Origin of the sequence: Streptomyces sp. NPDC059695 (assembly GCF_042733785.1) — a bacterium.
Lineage (GTDB): Bacteria > Actinomycetota > Actinomycetes > Streptomycetales > Streptomycetaceae > Streptomyces.
Genome location: NZ_JBHWFF010000002.1, coordinates 38,953 through 54,680, shown reverse-complemented (window position 1 = coordinate 54,680; position 15,728 = coordinate 38,953). Strand labels below are relative to the sequence as shown.

10 protein-coding genes and 1 pseudogene are annotated in these 15,728 nt (G+C 74.0%); 6 read left to right on the top strand and 5 right to left on the bottom strand.

Annotation, left to right across the window (positions count from 1 at the left end):
* Positions 1-93: 93 nt before the first annotated feature.
* Positions 94-2,151 carry a phosphocholine-specific phospholipase C gene (locus ACFV2S_RS02855; protein WP_385553659.1) on the bottom strand — a complete coding sequence of 686 codons (2,058 nt, stop codon included), beginning with the start codon at positions 2,149-2,151 and terminating at the stop codon, positions 94-96.
* Positions 2,152-2,457: 306 nt separating this feature from the next.
* Positions 2,458-2,874 (bottom strand): organic hydroperoxide resistance protein, encoded by a 417-nt coding sequence (locus ACFV2S_RS02850; RefSeq protein ID WP_383797235.1) that lies wholly within the window; start codon positions 2,872-2,874, stop codon positions 2,458-2,460.
* 112 nt (positions 2,875-2,986) lie between these two features.
* Between ACFV2S_RS02850 and ACFV2S_RS02845 the strand changes: the two genes are divergently transcribed.
* The 6 genes from ACFV2S_RS02845 to ACFV2S_RS02820 all read left to right on the top strand — a co-directional run bounded on the left by ACFV2S_RS02845 (position 2,987) and on the right by ACFV2S_RS02820 (position 11,199).
* Positions 2,987-3,478, top strand: coding sequence for a MarR family winged helix-turn-helix transcriptional regulator (locus ACFV2S_RS02845; protein WP_385553657.1), 492 nt, complete (start codon positions 2,987-2,989; stop codon positions 3,476-3,478).
* A gap of 262 nt (positions 3,479-3,740) precedes the next feature.
* A complete protein-coding gene (locus ACFV2S_RS02840; RefSeq protein ID WP_385553655.1) occupies positions 3,741-4,100 on the top strand; it encodes a hypothetical protein in 360 nt (119 codons plus the stop codon).
* Positions 4,097-5,476, top strand: a complete 1,380-nt coding sequence (locus tag ACFV2S_RS02835) for a cytochrome P450 (RefSeq protein WP_385553653.1) — start codon at positions 4,097-4,099, stop codon at positions 5,474-5,476. The genes ACFV2S_RS02840 and ACFV2S_RS02835 overlap by 4 nt, the downstream gene beginning before the upstream one ends.
* Before the next feature lie 182 nt (positions 5,477-5,658).
* Positions 5,659-6,111 (top strand): GNAT family N-acetyltransferase, encoded by a 453-nt coding sequence (locus ACFV2S_RS02830; RefSeq protein WP_385553651.1) that lies wholly within the window; start codon positions 5,659-5,661, stop codon positions 6,109-6,111.
* On the top strand, positions 6,108-7,358 hold the full coding sequence (locus ACFV2S_RS02825; protein WP_385553649.1) for an MFS transporter: 1,251 nt from the start codon (positions 6,108-6,110) through the stop codon (positions 7,356-7,358). The genes ACFV2S_RS02830 and ACFV2S_RS02825 overlap by 4 nt, the downstream gene beginning before the upstream one ends.
* A gap of 154 nt (positions 7,359-7,512) precedes the next feature.
* Positions 7,513-11,199 carry a S8 family serine peptidase gene (locus ACFV2S_RS02820; RefSeq protein ID WP_385553647.1) on the top strand — a complete coding sequence of 1,229 codons (3,687 nt, stop codon included), beginning with the start codon at positions 7,513-7,515 and terminating at the stop codon, positions 11,197-11,199.
* Positions 11,200-11,250: 51 nt separating this feature from the next.
* Here the strand turns inward: ACFV2S_RS02820 and ACFV2S_RS02815 are convergent, their stop codons facing one another.
* From ACFV2S_RS02815 to ACFV2S_RS02805, 3 genes and pseudogenes are all read right to left on the bottom strand, one after another.
* The gene (locus ACFV2S_RS02815) at positions 11,251-12,696 is read right to left on the bottom strand and encodes an acyl-CoA synthetase (protein WP_385553645.1); all 1,446 of its coding nucleotides are present in this window, start codon (positions 12,694-12,696) and stop codon (positions 11,251-11,253) included.
* A 277-nt stretch (positions 12,697-12,973) separates the two neighbouring features.
* Complete coding sequence (locus ACFV2S_RS02810) at positions 12,974-14,158, bottom strand: nitrate/nitrite transporter (protein ID WP_385554358.1); 1,185 nt, start codon at positions 14,156-14,158, stop codon at positions 12,974-12,976.
* A gap of 106 nt (positions 14,159-14,264) precedes the next feature.
* Positions 14,265-15,635 (bottom strand): annotated as a pseudogene (locus ACFV2S_RS02805) (GAF domain-containing protein); the annotation flags it as partial.
* Positions 15,636-15,728 lie beyond the last annotated feature (93 nt).

Genomic DNA, 15,728 nt, shown 5'->3' with positions numbered 1-15,728 from the left:
TTGGTTGTGTGGGGTGTGGGGGGTGTTGGTGGGGTGGGGGGGGTTGGGGCGGTGGGTGGGGGGGGGGGGGGCTGCCGCCGGCGCGGACGCCGCTCAGTACGTGAGGGTGGCCGGGTCCGAGACGCTCGCCGAGCCCGTCTCCACGTGGCCCGCGAGGCGGCGGGCGTAGTCCGTGCTCGCGGAGGACGTGACGGTGACGTCGTACCAGTGGTGGGCCGCGGAGACGTCCACGGTGTGGGTGACGGTGGCGCCCTTCGCGACCGAGAGGGTCGTGGGCGCGCCGCCGTAGGCGTTGGTCACGGTCACGGTCGCGGTGGTGCCCGCGTTGGTGAACGTGAGGTCGAGGCGGCCCGTGCTCGCGTTGTGGCGGGCGGTCACCTCCGGGACGGCCGTCTTGCCGGGGGAGCGGAAGCGGCGCAGGAAGCCGTTGGGGCCGTGGACCGAGAGGTCGGTCACGCCCTTGGAGTACTTCGTGTTCCAGGTGTCGGCGATCGACTTGTTCGCCTCGGCCGTGTAGGTCCACGGGACGTCGGTGCGGTTGGCCGAGGTCACGTAGAACTGGGCGCCCGCCGCCGGGCCGCCGCTGAACGTCAGGCGGTAGGTGCCCGCCGACACGTCCGCCGCGCCGTCCACGTACGGGGCGTACTTCAGCGGGCGGGTCGGCTTGGAGCCCCGCTCCTGGCGGGGCATCGTCCCGACGGCCGGGGCGGTGGCCGGGAAGTCGGGGTGGCGGTTCTTGTCCGGCGGGTAGTAGCCGGCCGTCGGCGGCAGCGGGGCGGGCTGCGTGTTCGTCCGCGTGAAGTCGAAGGCCGAGGTCAGGTCGCCGCAGATGGCCCGGCGCCAGGGCGAGATCTGCGGCTCGCGGACGCCGAAGCGGCTCTCCATGAAGCGGATGACCGAGGTGTGGTCGAAGGTCTCCGAACAGGTGTAGCCGCCGGTCGACCAGGGCGAGACGACGATCATCGGGACGCGCGGGCCCAGGCCGTAGGGGCCGGCCGCGTAGCCGGTCTTGCCGCCGAAGTAGTCGAGGGCGGTCGCGGTCGTGGACAGGCCCTGCGCGGCCGACCCCGGGGCGTACGGCGGGACGACGTGGTCGAAGAAGCCGTCGTTCTCGTCGTACGTGATGAACAGGGCGGTACGGGCCCACACGTCCGGGTTCGAGGTCAGCGCGTCCAGGACCTGCGCGATGTACCAGGCACCGTAGTTCGAGGGCCAGTTGGCGTGCTCCGAGAAGGCCTCCGGGGCCGCGATCCAGGAGACCTGGGGCAGCCGGCCGCCCTGCACGTCGGCGCGCAGGATGTCGAAGAAGCCCTCGCCGGCCTTGGCGTTCGTGCCCGTGCGGGCCTTGTCGTAGAGCGGGTTGCCCGGCTGCGCGTTGCGGTAGCTGTTGAAGTAGAGCAGGGAGTTGTCGCCGTAGTTGCCGCGGAAGGCGTCGCTGATCCAGCCCCACGAGCCGCCGGCGTTCAGGCCGTCGCCGATGTCCTGGTAGATCTTCCAGGAGACGCCCGCCGACTCCAGGCGCTCGGGGTAGGTCGTCCAGCCGTAGCCCGCCTCGGCGTTGTTGAGGACGGGGCCGCCGCCCGTGCCGTCGTTGCCGACGTGGCCGGTCCACATGTAGTAGCGGTTGGGGTCGGTCGCGCCGATGAACGAGCAGTGGTACGCGTCGCAGATGGTGAAGGCGTCGGCCAGCGCGTAGTGGAAGGGGATGTCCTCACGGGTGAGGTGCGCCATGGTGGCCTTGGTCTTGGCCGGGATCCAGTTGTTGTACTTGGCCTTGTTGAAGGCGCTCTGGCCGCCCTGCCAGTCGTGGTTCAGGCCCTGGAGGTACTCCATGCCCAGCTTGTCGCTGGTCGGCCGGAAGGGGAGCGTGACGTTCCCGGAGTTGTCCTCCTGGTTCCAGACGGACTTGCCGCTGGGGAGGGTGACCGGGCGCGGGTCGCCGAAGCCCCGCACGCCCTTCATCGCCCCGAAATAGTGGTCGAAGGAACGATTCTCCTGCATCAGGACGACGATGTGCTCAATGTCCTGGATCGTTCCGGTGGATCCCTGCGCCGGTATCGCGGCGGCGCGGGCGATGCTGTCCGAGAGCATCGTGAACGCGGCGGCGCCGCCGGTCAGCTGAAGGAACCGGCGGCGGTTGAGGTCGGCCATGGGGGAGTTGCCCTCCGGGTGTGAGTGCGTGCGTGGGGGTGCGGGTACGGCGACCGTGCGGACCGGTCGACGGGCGCCCCACAGGAGAGCGCCCCCGAACCACCGCCCGGCGGCCGTCCCATGACTGCCCGTCGTACGGCAGACGAATCCCCCGTGCCCGAACGTGAAAACTCACAACCGAACGCCCCTGGTGAGGAGATGATCACCAGGGGCGGACCAGAACCAACAGAAAGCCACGTCGAACTGCTCGGAGCCTTGCCGTGCAGGGCTGCTCGGAGCGTTGTCGCGGAGGGCTGCCCGGGAGGGCTACTCGACGACGAGCTCGACCGCGATGTTCCCGCGGGTGGCCTTCGAGTACGGGCAGAAGGCGTGCGTCTTCTCCAGGAGGGCCAGGCCGGCCTCGCCCTGGAGGTGGTCGGGGAACTCCGCGCGCATCACGACCGCGAGGCCGAAGCCCCCGTCGGCCGCGTCCTTGCCGATGGAGACCTCGGCGGTCACGGAGGCCTCGGAGATGTCGATCTTCTCCTGGCGGGCGACGACACCCATGGCGCTGGCGAAGCAGGCCGCGTACCCGGCGGCGAAGAGCTGCTCCGGGTTGGTGCCCCGGCCGTCGCCGCCGAGCGCCTGGGGGTGGGCGAGGGGGAGGTCGATGTGGCCGTCGGAGCTGACGGCGCGGCCCTCGCGGCCGTTGGCGGTGGCGACGGCGGTGTAGATCGCGTCCATGGTTTCTTCCGTTCCTGTCCGGTTCCGAGAAGGGGTGACCCCTCATTGATAGCGCACGATTCAATTGTGCACAACTCAATCGCGTGTGAGGGGTCTCGCGTATCCTGGAGACATGGAGACGCTCGACACGGTCCCGGACGCGGAGTTCCTCCGCCTCGACCACCAGATCTGCTTCTCGCTGCACGCGGCGACCCGCGCCTTCAACGGCGTCTACCGCGAGGCCCTCAAGGAGCTCGGGCTCACCTACCCGCAGTACCTCGTCATGCTCGTGCTCTGGGAGCACGGCGAGCTGCCCGTGAAGGGCATCGGCGAGCGGCTGCGGCTCGACTCCGGCACCCTGTCGCCGCTGCTCAAGCGCCTGGAGGCGGCGGGCCACGTCGAGCGGCGCCGCAGTCCCGAGGACGAGCGCTCCGTCACCGTCCGCCTCGCCGCCGAGGGGGCCGCCCTGCGCGGGAAGGCCCTCGGCGTGCCGCGCCGGATCGCCGCCGCCACGGGCCTGGGCCTGGACGAGATCGGCGAGCTGCGGGAGCGCCTCGACGCGCTGGCCGCCCGGCTCGACGCCGTCGACCCCGACGACCTCGCCTCCTGCGCGACCGGCGCGTAGGGGGCGCCCCGCCGGCCGGTCCGGGCTCGCGGCCCGGCCGGGCCGCGTCGCGCCCGCCGGAGCCTTCCTGGGCGGGGCCCGCGACGCCGGGCCGGGCCCCGGGCCGTCGCGGGCGCGTCCAGGACGACCCCCTCGCCCGTCCCGCACGGCATGCCGACGCCGAGGGGCGGTCGCGCCCGGTGCTGTCGCTTCATGTGCCGGTCGCGCGAGGCGTACCGACCGTCACGCGACGCGTTCGCACGATGACGTATCGTGGCGGGCTGTGCGATCTTGCGATCCGACCCGAACCTCCCCGGCGGTACCACTCGCCACCCTCGACCGGCTCTCCCCCGACGTGGTGCTCGGCAGCCGGGTCGTCCTCGGCCGGCCGCCGTACCGGATCGGACGGTGGGCGCTCCGGCGCGGCCTTGACGCCCGCCACACCCCGCTCACCGTCGCCGACCCGTGCGTCCGGCGGCCGCTCCGCCTCGCGGGAACCCCCGCCGCCGGAGTCCACGCCCTGCCGGTCACGGTCTCCGGGCGGCCGCTCTCCGTCGCCCGGGAGTCGGCCCTCGCGGACCATGAACGGCGGCCCGCGGAAGGCGCGTTCGCGGTGACCACGGCGGGAGTGGGCCCGCGATGACCCTCCCGGCCGAGCCGTCCCTCCCGGACCCTCCCCGCTACGGATACGCCCCCGGGGCCTGGCCGCTGCTCGGGCACCTGCCCCGCCTGGTCTTCCGGCCGCTGCCCTTCCTCGACTCGCTGCCCGGTCACGGCGACGTGGTCCGGGTGCGGATGGGGACCCGGACCGTCCACGTCGTGAGCCACCCCGCGCTCGTCCGCCGCGTCTTCACCGACCGCCGCTCCTTCGACCGGAGCGGTGTCCTGTACGAGAAGGTCCGCGCGCTCCTCGGCAACGGCCTCGCCACCTGTCCGAACGCCGAGCACCGCGACCAGCGCCTGGCCCTCCAGCCCGCCTTCCACCCGTCCCTCATGGACCGCTACACCACCGTGATGGCGGCCGAGACCGGGGCCCTGACCGCGCGCTGGCGGCCGGGAGCGGTCGTGGACGTCACCGAGGAGGCGTTCCGGCTCACGACCGCCGTCGCCGTCCGCACCCTGTTCTCCGCCGGCATCGCCCCGCGCGCCGCCGAGGAGCTCCGCGAAGCCCTCGAAGTGCTGCTGCGCGGGCTCTACACGCGGGTCGTGGCACCCGCCGTCGACCGGGTCCCCTCCCCGGCCCGCCGCCGCTACCGCCGGGCCCTGACCCGCTGGCGCACGGGCGTCGCCGCCATCGTCGCCGCCTACCGGGCTGCCGGGGTGGACCACGGCGACGCCCTCTCGCTGCTCCTCGCCGTCCGGGACGAGCACGGCCGGGCGCTGTCGGACGCCGAACTCGGCGACCAGGTCGCCACCCTGGTCCTGGCCGGCGCCGAGACCACCTCCTCGGTCGTCGCCTGGGCCCTGCGCCTCCTGGCCGACCACCCCGGGGCCGCCGCCCGGCTGCACGCGGAGCTCGACGCGGTCCTCGCCGGCGGCCCGCCCGCCCCGGCCGACCTGCCCCGGCTGCCGTACACCGCCGACGTGGTGCGCGAGACCCTCCGCCTCTACCCGCCGGCCTGGGCGATCACCCGCACCACGATCCGCGGGACCGAGCTGGCGGGAATGCCGCTGCCGCCCGGTTCCATCGTGATCTGCTGCCTCTACCTGCTCCACCGGCGTCGCGAACTCTTCCCGGAACCCGCCCTCTTCGCCCCGGGGCGGTGGGCGTCGGGCGACGTGCCGCGGGACGCCTGGCTGCCGTTCGGGCTCGGCGCGGGCAAGTGCGTCGGCGACGCGTTCGGCACGGCCGAGGCCACTCTCGCGCTCGCCGCGATCGCCTCCCGCTGGAGCCTGACCCCGGTCACCCCGCGCCCGCCCCGCCCGGTGCCGCGCCTCGTCCTCTCCCCGGGACCCCAGCCGATGCGCCTCGCGGAACGGAGGCCGGGCGCCGCGACGCCCGGAGACCCCGGGGTCTGACTCGGGCGCGGGGGACGCCCCGCAGGAGCCCAGGTCGTACGCCTTCCGCCGCGCTGCGACGCTCATCCACGAGGCCGCCGGGCGGGAGGCGGGACGGGCGGGGGAGGAGGGCACGGGCGGGGCCGTGGCCCGTTCATCGAATTGTAAGGAGCGGCTAGCCTGATCGCTCCTATACTCGCTCCATGTCCGACATCAGCATCCGGCGCGCCACCGCCGACGACTCCAAGCGGCTCACCAGGCTCGTCCGGACCTCCGGCGCCTACCGCGGCGACTACGCCGCCATGGTCGAGGGCTACCAGGTCGGCGGTCCGTACATCGAGCACCACCCCGTCTACGCCGCCGTGGACGACGCCGACGGCGGCCGCGTGCTCGGCTTCTACGCGCTCCTCGTCGACGAGGCCGAGCTCGACCTCGCGTTCGTCGCCGACGCCGCCCAGGGACGGGGCATAGGACGGCTCCTCATGGAGCACATGACCGAGCGGGCCAGGGCCGCCGGGCTCCGCTCCGTGCGGGTCGTCGCGCACCCGCCCGCCGAGGAGTTCTACCTGCGGACCGGCGCCGTCCGCACCGGCACCGTGCCGCCCGCCGGGAGCATCCACTGGGAGCGCCCCGAGCTGCGGTACGACGTCGCGTGACCGCCACCCGGGAACAGGACCGCCGCAAGGTCCTCGCCGACCTCACCCCGCTGCGCACCTCCGCCCACTACCGCCGCCTCTGGTTCGGGAACACCGTCTCCTGGGTCGGGCAGGGCATGACGGCGCTCGCCGTCTCCCTCCAGGTGTACGACATCACCCGCTCGCCCTTCTCCGTCGGGCTCGTCGGGCTCTGCTCCCTCGTCCCGCTCGTCGTCTTCGGCCTGTACGGCGGCGCCATCGCCGACACCGTCGACCGCCGCAAGCTCGGCCTCGCCAGCGCGAGCGGCTCCGCCGTGCTCTCCATCGCGCTCGCCGCCGCCGCGTTCGCCGGCTTCCAGCACGTCTGGTTCCTGTACGGGATCGTCGCCCTCCAGGCCATGTGCACCGCGCTCAACGCACCCGCCCGCTCCTCGATGATCCCCCGCCTCCTGCCGCCCGAGCAGCTGCGCGCCGCCAACGCGCTCAACTCGATGGTCATGACCTTCGGCACGCTCGTCGGGCCCAGCCTCGGCGGCCTGATCGTCGGCTTCGCCGGCTACCAGACCGCGTACCTCGTGGACGCCGTCGCCTTCACCGCGAGCCTCTACGCGATGTGGCGGCTGCCGTCGATGCTCCCCGAGCGGACGGGCGACAAGAGGGCCTCCGTCCTCGACGGGCTGCGGTTCCTCGCCACCCGCCCCAACCTGCGCATGACGTTCTTCTCGGACTTCTGCGCGATGATCCTCGCCCACCCCCGCGCCCTGTTCCCCGCCATCGCCGTCCTCTGGTACGGCGGCGACGCCAAGACCGCCGGACTCCTCGTCGCCGCGCCCGCGTTCGGGGCGCTCCTCGGCGGCGTGCTGTCCGGCTGGCAGGGCCGCATCCGCCACCACGGGCAGGCGATCCTGCTCGCCGTCGCCGCCTGGGGCACCGCCATCGCCGTCTTCGGGCTCACCCGGAACCTCTGGCTCGGGCTGCTCATGCTCGCCCTCGCCGGGTACTCCGACACCGTCTCGATGATCTTCCGGAACACGATGATGCAGGTCGCCGCCCCGGACGAGATGCGCGGCCGGCTCCAGGGCGTCTTCATCGTGGTCGTCGCCGGCGGGCCCCGCCTCGGCGACTTCCTCGCGGGCTCCGTCGCCGACCTCACCTCGCCCGCCGTCGCCATCACCGGAGGCGGGATCGCCTGCGTCCTGGCGGTCGGAGTCCTCGCCCTGTACGGGCGCGGATTCCGCCGCTATGACGCCCTCGACCCGACTCCGTGACCATTCACCCCCGAACGGACCGACCCGTCCTGGCGGTTGGCCGCCACGGCACATAACCGCCAGGAGCGACAGGGGTCAACACCCGCCCCACGGGCCAAGACTCCTCGCGGCACCCGGAACACCCCCGACCCCGGGTCCGCGAGGAGTTCGAACGATGACGTCGAGGACCACACCCTTCGACAGAGGGAGGGCCGCGCTGCTCGCCGCGGGCGTCTCCCTCGTGATGCTCACGGCCGGGCAGACCGCCTCCGCCGCGAACACCGCACCCCCTGTGCCGGCCACCTTCAAGGCGTCCGCGACGAGCACCACCGTCACCCTCGTCACCGGCGACAGGGTCACCCTCACCGACCTCGGCGACGGGAGCAGGACCGTCACCGTCGACCGGGCGAAGGGCGCCACCGGCGCGATACGCACCCAGACCGCGAACGGCCGCGTCACCGTCGTCCCCGACGAGGCCCGCCCCTACCTGGACTCCGGCGCGCTCGACCCGCGGCTCTTCGACGTCACCGGCCTCGTCGAGCAGGGCGTCACCGGCGAACTCCCGCTCATCGTCACGTACGGCGGGAAAAACGCCCGCACCGCCGCCGCCCCGCGCGGCGCCGAGACCGTCCGCGCCCTGCCCAGCATCGGCGGCGCCGCCGTCACCGCCACCGACCCCGCCGCCTTCTGGCAGGGCTTCACCGCCCGTGGCGCCGCCCGCACCGCCGCCGCCCCGGGCAAGGTCTGGCTCGACGGCCGCGTCCGGGCCGCCATGGCCGAGTCCAACGCCCAGATCGGCACCCCGAAGGCCTGGGAGGCCGGACTCACCGGCAAGGGCGTCAAGGTCGCCGTCCTCGACACCGGCGCCGACCTCGCCCACCCCGACCTCGCGGGCCGCGTCACCGAGAGCAGGTCCTTCATCGAGGGCCAGGAGGTCGCCGACCGCGCCGGACACGGCACCCACGTCTCCTCCACCGTCGGCGGCTCCGGCGCCGCGAGCGACGGCAAGGAGAAGGGCGTCGCCCCCGGCGCCACCCTCGCCGTCGGCAAGGTCCTCAGCGACCAGGGCTCCGGCAGCGAGTCGCAGATCATCGCGGGCATGGAGTGGGCCGCCAAGGACATCGACGCGAAGATCGTCTCGATGAGCCTCGGCTCCAGCGAACCCAGCGACGGCACCGACCCGATGGCCCTGGCCGTCAACACCCTCTCCGCCGAGACCGGCGCCCTCTTCGTCATCGCCGCCGGAAACTCCGGCTACCCCGGCTCCATCGGCTCGCCCGGCGCCGCCGACTCCGCGCTCACCGTCGGCGCCGTCGACTCCGACGACCGTGCCGCCTACTTCACCAGCCAGGGCCCCCGTTACGGCGACCAGGGCCTCAAGCCCGACGTGTCCGCGCCCGGCGTGGACATCCTCGCCGCCCGCTCCCAGCTCGTCGCCGGCAGCGGCCCCTATACGACCATGAGCGGCACCTCGATGGCGACCCCGCACGTCGCCGGCGTCGCCGCACTGCTCGCCGAGAAGCACCCCGACTGGACCGGCGCCCAGCTGAAGAACGCGCTGATGTCCTCGTCGAAGACCCTCGACGCCACCGCGTACGAACTCGGCGCCGGCCGCGTCGACGTGGCCGCCGCGATCGCCGCGGACATCACCGCCACCGGCTCCGCCGACCTCGGCTTCACCTCGTGGCCGTACGAGGAGAGCAAGCCGGTCACCAGGACCGTCACCTACACCAACTCCTCCGGCACCCCGGTCGAGCTGAACCTCGCCGTCGAGGGCATGCCCGCCGGGGTCGCCGCCCTCGCCGACACCTCCCTCACCGTCCCCGCCCACGGCTCCGCGTCCACCACCGTCACCGGCGACGGCACCAAGGCCCCCGTCGGCCAGTCCTCCGGCCGGATCACCGCCACCGCCGGCGGCGCGGCCGTCGCGCACACCGCGCTCGGCCTCGTGAAGGAGGAGGAGCGCTACACCCTCACCGTCCACGTCAAGGACCGCGACGGCGCCCCCGCCCCCGCCCACCTCGGCGTCCAGCAGCTCATCGGGAACACGGACCCCTTCCCGGCCGCCGTCGGCGAGTCCGGCACGCTCGAACTGCGCCTGAAGCCCGGCACGTACACCGTCGACACCTTCCTCGACGTCCGCGGCTCGCACGGCAGGGACTCCCTCGGCCTCGGCTTCCTCACCGAGCCGGAGATCGTCCTCGACCGCGACCGCGAGATCACCCTCGACGGGCGGCAGCTGCGCGAGATCCGCGCCGAGGTCGACCGGCGCACCGAGACCCGCCAGCTCCTCATGGAGTTCGACCGCGAGGCGAACGGCGCCTCCTACGGCGGAGCCGTCCAGGTCCCCCCGACGTACGACTCGATCTTCGCCGCGCCCACCCGCAGGCCCGCCACCGGCACCTTCGAGTACCGGACCGTCTGGCGCCTCGGCAAGCCGCTCCTGGAGGCGACCGTCGACGGCGTCCGCCTCTCCGACGCCACCCCGCAGGCCGGCGCCACCCTCCTCGAAGGCGGTCACCGCCTCGGCCTCGTCGACGCGGGCACCGGCACCCCCGCCGAGTACGCCGGCAAGAACGCCACCGGCAAGGCCGTGCTCGTCCGCCTCACCGAGGGCGCCGACCCGAAGCAGCTCGCCCAGACCGCCCAGGACGCGGGCGCCAAGGCCCTCTTCGTCACCGACGACCGGCCCGGCAGGCTGATGACGTTCTTCGGCACCGCCGACTACGAGGACCGGCCGCTCGCCGTCGCCACCGTCAACACCGCCGACGCGCAGCGGCTCGCCGCCGCCGCGGCCCGCGGCAAGCGCGCCGAGCTGACCGGCACCCGCTTCACCCCGTACACCTACGACCTCTCCGAGGGACACCCCGGCGCCATCGGCAAGGACCTCGTCTTCCGGCCCGGCAGGAACGAACTCGCCACGATCGACTCCACCTTCCGGATGCCGACCAGGAAGAAGGAGCTCGGCGGCGAGTTCCGGTACTCGATCACCGACACCTTCCCGATCGGCTTCGGCTTCAAGGAGTGGATCGCCTTCCCGACCGAGCGCACCGAGTACGTCTCCACCGGCACCGGCCAGCGCTGGCACGAGTCCGTCGACCTCGGCGAGTCCCTGGAGCAGCGCGGCGGACAGTCCGTCTACAAGGGCGGCAGCCGCACCGCGCTCGAATGGTTCGGCCCCGTCTGGCACCCCTGGCTGGGCACCGGCCTCGGCTGGGGCCAGCAGCGCACCGGCAACGACCTGCGCTTCAACACCCCCGGCTGGGGCGACTCGGGCACCGACCACACCGGCTTCGGCAACGTGTGGAGCGACGACACGATGACCCAGTACACCGAGGTGTACGTGAACGGCGTCCGCGTCGACCGCAAGATGAGCTCCGGCGCCTACGCCTGGGACGCGCCGTCGGAGGAGGCCACGTACAAGGTCGTCACCGACACCGCGCTCGACGCGGACCGCTGGCGCCTCGGCACCAAGGGCCACAGCGAGTGGACGTTCCGCTCCGCGGAGACGCCCTCCGACAGGATCACCTACCTGCCGATGCTCAACCTCGGCCTCGACGTCGACACCGACCTGAACGGCGACGTCCGCGCCGGTGGGCGGCTGCCCGTCGGCCTCTCCGCCGAGTACGTGAAGGGCGCGGCCGGCACCGGCACGATCGGCACCGGCACCCTGGCCGTCTCCTACGACGAGGGCGCCACCTGGACGAAGGTCGCGCTCAGGAAGTCGTCGCACGGCTCCTCCTGGACCGGCGAGCTGCGGATCCCGAAGGGCGCGGGCTCCGTCTCGCTGCGGGCCGGGGCGAGCGACGACCGGGGCGGCTCCGTCACGCAGGAGCTGATCCGCGCGGTCGGCGTGAAGTAGCACCCGCGTGAGGCCGGGCCCCGTCGGTCGAGGGGCCCGGCCCTCCCGCGTTCACCGTCCGCCCGGCAGCGCCTTCTTCAGGATCTTCCCCATGTCGTTGCGGGGGAGCGCGTCGAGGTAGCGCACCACCCGGGGCCGCTTGTGCGGGGCGAGCAGCCCCGCCACGTGGTCGGCGAGCTCCGCCTCCGCCGGCGGCTTCTCCGCGTCCCGCGGCACCACCCAGGCCACGATCCGCTCGCCCAGGTCCGGGTCGGGCTCGCCGGTGACGGCCGCCTCCCGGACGTCCGGGTGGTCGAGGAGCGCGTTCTCGATCTCGCCCGCCCCGATCTTGTAGCCGCCGCTCTTGATCAGGTCGGTCGCCTTCCGGCCCACCAGACGCACCCCGCCGTCCGCCTCGCGGACCGCCATGTCACCGGTGCGGAACCAGTCGCCGTCGAAGGCCGCCGCCGTCGCCTCCGGCCGGTTGAGATACCCGGAGAAGAGGTTCGGACCGCGCACCTGCACCTCACCGACCGTCTCCCCGTCGAGCTCCCTGATCTCGGAGCCGTCCTCGTCCACGAGCCGCAGGTCCACGCCCGCGAGGGGAGGCCCGACGGTCCCCGGGCGCGGGTCCCCGCCCGGCAGGACGCTCGTGTTCATCAAGGTCTCGGTCATCCCGTACCGCTCCACCACCGTCCGGCCCGTCGCCGCCGCGATCCGTTCGTGGTCGTGCACGGGAAGCGCGGCGGACCCGGAGACGAGGAGCCGGGCCCCGGCCAGCGCGGCGGCGAGGGTCTCGTCCCCGTCGAGCGCGTCGGCGATCCGGTGGTACATCGTGGGCACGCCGAAGAGCATCGTCCCGCCGTCGCCCAGCTCCCGGGCCACGCCCTCCACCGAGAACGCCCCCAGGTGCCGGACCTCGCCGCCGCGGCGCAGCGGGCCCAGGATCCCCAGGACCAGGCCGTGGACGTGGAACAGCGGCAGCGCGTGCACCAGCACGTCGTCCGCCGTCCAGGACCAGGCCCCGGCCAGCGCGTCGAGGGACGCGGCGACGGCCCGGTGCGAGAGGAGGACGCCCTTCGGGGGGCCGGTGGTGCCGGAGGTGTAGACGACCAGGGCGGGGGACTCGGGGTCGACGGGAGCCGTCGGGACGGCCGCCCCGGGCCCGGCGAGCTCCACGTCGATGCGCGGGAGCTCCGCGAGGCCCGCCGGGAGCACGTCCCCGGGCCCGGCGAGCACCGCGTCGGGCGTGCTGTCCCCCAGGATGTGCGCCAGCTCCCGCTCCCCGGTGCGGGGATTGAGCGGCACGGCGGGCACACCGGCGAGCAGGGCGGCGACGACGGCGACGGCGGTACGGGGGGTCGGCGTGGCCCAGACGGCGACGCGCCCCATGCCGCCGATCCGGCCACCGAGGGCACCGGCGGCGCGGGCCAGCCCGGCGTAGGTCAGCACGTCCGCGCCGAAGCGGAGGGCGGGGCGGTCGTCGGTCGTCGCGTCCAGCTCGTGAAAGAGAGTCACCCGCGCATTCTGCCCACCCCGCCCCGTTGTGGGCAGGCGTTCCGCAAGGGGCGGAACGGGTGGGCACAACGGAACGGCGCCCCTGCCGGCGCGGGAGGCTGTAGTGCCTGGACCCGCACCGACAGGTGCAGCACCTCGTGGTGCGGGTCCAGGCGCGGAACGCGGAGGCGCCGCTAAGCGCGCCGTCCCGTGTGCCCACCCGTCCCTCCCCCAAGGACTTCGTCCAGGGGGGACCCCCAAGCGGGACGATTGCCCACACGGGCAGCGGGCGGCGTGGTCAGGGGTGGGTCGTCGTCAGGTCCGGCGGGGCGGGGGACCGGGGCTCCTCCGCGGGCCTGATGCCCCGCATCCGTCCGTACGCGTACACGCACCCCGCCAGCGCCAGGTCCGACAGCAGCATGAAGCCGATCGAGTACGACCCCTTCGCGCTGTAGATCGCGCCCATCACCAGCGGCGGCAGGAACCCGCCCAGGCCGCCCATCGCGCCGACGATGCCGGTCACGCTGCCGACCTTGGCCTGGGGGGTGACCTGGGAGACCAGGGCGAAGACGGAGCCGCTCGCCGTGCCGAGCCCGGCGGCCATGATGAGCAGGGCGGTCGTGCCGCCCGGGTACAGCGGCGGGTCGAAGGCCTGGACGATCGCGAGGAGGGCGACCACCCCGAGGGCGCCGGAGGTCACGAGCGCCGGGTGGACGCGGTCCGAGAGCCAGCCGCCGATCGGCCGGAAGACCACGGTGACCAGGGCGAAGCCGGCCGCCTTGGTGCCCGCCTCCGTCGGGTCGAGCTCGTACCAGGTCTTCAGGTACGTCGGCAGGTAGACGCCGAACGCGACGATGCCGCCGAACCCGATCGCGTACAGCGCCGACAGTTCCCACGTCACCCGCAGCCGCGCCGCCGAGCCGAGGCGGGTCGCCAGGGGCGCCGTCGGCACGGGCCGGTCAGGGCGGTCCGTGATGAGGAACGAGGCGAGCACCGCGAACGCGGCCAGGGCGATCGCGACCACGAGGAACGGCAGGTTCTCGCCGTGCTTCTGGATCCGGGGCGTGAAGTAGCCGGACAGCGCCACACCGCCCATGCCCATCCCGAACACCCCGAGCGCGAGCCCGCGCTTGGCGGGCGGGAACCAGGAGTTGACCAGGGGGATGCCGATGGCGAACGTCGTGCCGCCGAGGCCGAGGAGGAAGCCGACGACGAGCATCAGCGCGTAGCTGTCCTTGACCACGACGAGGAGCAGCACCGGGACGATCGTCAGCGCCGACACCAGCGGGAACATCCGCCGGGCCCCGTACCGGTCGGTCAGCGCCCCGGCCGGGATCCGGCCGAGGGAGCCGACCAGGACGGGCACCGCCACGAGCAGCGACTGCTCGAAGGAACTGAGGTCGAGCCGGTCGCCGTACCAGCTCGCCAGCGGCGCGATCAGGTCCCACGCCCAGAAGGTGAGTGTGAAGCCGATGGTGGCCATCACCAGGTTGCGGTAGGCCGCCGCGGTCGGGGCCTTGGTCTCGGTGGTCACCCCACCAGTCAAGATCCGGGGGAGGGGCTCTGCGCGCCGGGTGGGGCCATACGGGTCAGGGCCAGGTCACCGTCGTCGGCGGCGTGCCGTCGTCCTCGACGCGCAGCCGGGCGCCGTCGTCCCCCGCCGACACCTCGACCGTGATCGCGCCGATCCCGGGCCGCCGGTGCGCCGCCGCGAGCGCCCCGCGCAGCACGGAGAGGAGCCTGACCGCGGTCTCCTCCTCGACGAGCGTGTCGACCGCCCCGGCGAAGTGCACCGACGGCTGGAAGCCCAGCAGGGCCGCCGCCCCGCCGGTCTCGCGCAGCACCCGTCCCCGGAAGGAGGCGGGCGCGTCCGCCGGCGGCTGCTGGAGCGCGAAGATCGTCGTCCGGACCTCCTGGATCGTCGAGTCCAGTTCGTCGACGGCCCGGCCGAGCAGCGCGTCCTCGTCGGAGGTGCCGCCCGCCCGCCGCCGGGTGGACTCCAGCATCATCTCGGTGGCGAACAGCCGCTGCACCACCAGGTCGTGCAGGTCCCGCGCGATCCGGTCGCGGTCCTCGAAGACCGCGAGCCGCTCCCGGTCGTGCCGGGCGCCCGCGAGGACCAGCGCGAGCGCCGCCTGCGAGGCGAACTGCGAGGCCAGCAGCCGGTCCACCGCCGAGTAGGGCGCGGCGCCGCGCCGCCGGGGCAGGGCGAGGGTGCCGATGAGCTTCCCGCCGCTCTGCAGCGGCAGCATCATCGACGGGCCGAAGCGGGACCGTACACGGGTGGTCATCCGGGGATCGGTCGCCGAGTCCTCGACGAACACCGGCTCCCCGCCGAGCAGCTGGACCAGGACCGGGGAGCCGGGGGCGATCGTCGTGCCGACCAGGTCGCCCGGGTCGTCCGTGGTGGAGGCGGCGACGATCTCCATCCCGCCCTCCCCGGTGGGCTGGAGGACCACGCCGGCCGAGGCCCCGGCGAGGATGCGGGCCTGTTCGGCGACGGTCGTCAGGGCGTTCTCGGCGGTGGCACCGGTGAGCAGGGCCGTGGTCACGGCCGCCGCGCCCTCGATCCAGCGCTCCCGCTGCCGGGCGGTCTCGTACAGACGGGCGTTGCCGATGGCGATCCCGGCCTGGGAGGCGAGGACGCGGAGCAGCGCCAGGTCCTCCTCGGTGAAGCCGCCGGCGCACTTCCCGGTGAGGTACAGATTGCCGAAGACCTCGGTGTGGACGCGGATCGGGACGCCGAGGAAGGTGCGCATCTCCGGGTGGCCCGCGGGCACGCCGCAGGACCGCGGGTCTGCCGTCAGGTCGTCGAGCCGCAGCGGCTGCGGGTCCTGGACGAGGACGCCGAGGAGCCCGGTGCGGCCGTCGGGGAGGCGGCCGCACCGCCGCCGCTCCTCGTCGGTCATGCCGGAGGTGAAGAGCTCGGTGAGACGGTGGCGGGGGGGGGGGGGGGGCCCGGGGGGCCCCGGGGGGGGGGGGGGGCGCGGGGGGGGGGGGGCCCGGGTGGGGGGGGGGGGGGGGGTGTTTGAGCTGAGGGGGGGGCGGCGGCT

What these genes read in the sequence shown, in the direction of transcription:
- ACFV2S_RS02855 (WP_385553659.1), bottom strand. Translation starts at nt 2,151, where the DNA reads ATGGCCGACCTCAACCGCCGCCGGTTCCTTCAGCTGACCGGCGGCGCC.
- ACFV2S_RS02850 (WP_383797235.1), bottom strand. Translation starts at nt 2,874, where the DNA reads ATGGACGCGATCTACACCGCCGTCGCCACCGCCAACGGCCGCGAGGGC.
- ACFV2S_RS02845 (WP_385553657.1), top strand. Translation starts at nt 2,987, where the DNA reads ATGGAGACGCTCGACACGGTCCCGGACGCGGAGTTCCTCCGCCTCGAC.
- ACFV2S_RS02835 (WP_385553653.1), top strand. Translation starts at nt 4,097, where the DNA reads ATGACCCTCCCGGCCGAGCCGTCCCTCCCGGACCCTCCCCGCTACGGA.
- ACFV2S_RS02830 (WP_385553651.1), top strand. Translation starts at nt 5,659, where the DNA reads ATGTCCGACATCAGCATCCGGCGCGCCACCGCCGACGACTCCAAGCGG.
- ACFV2S_RS02820 (WP_385553647.1), top strand. Translation starts at nt 7,513, where the DNA reads ATGACGTCGAGGACCACACCCTTCGACAGAGGGAGGGCCGCGCTGCTC.
- ACFV2S_RS02810 (WP_385554358.1), bottom strand. Translation starts at nt 14,158, where the DNA reads ATGGCCACCATCGGCTTCACACTCACCTTCTGGGCGTGGGACCTGATC.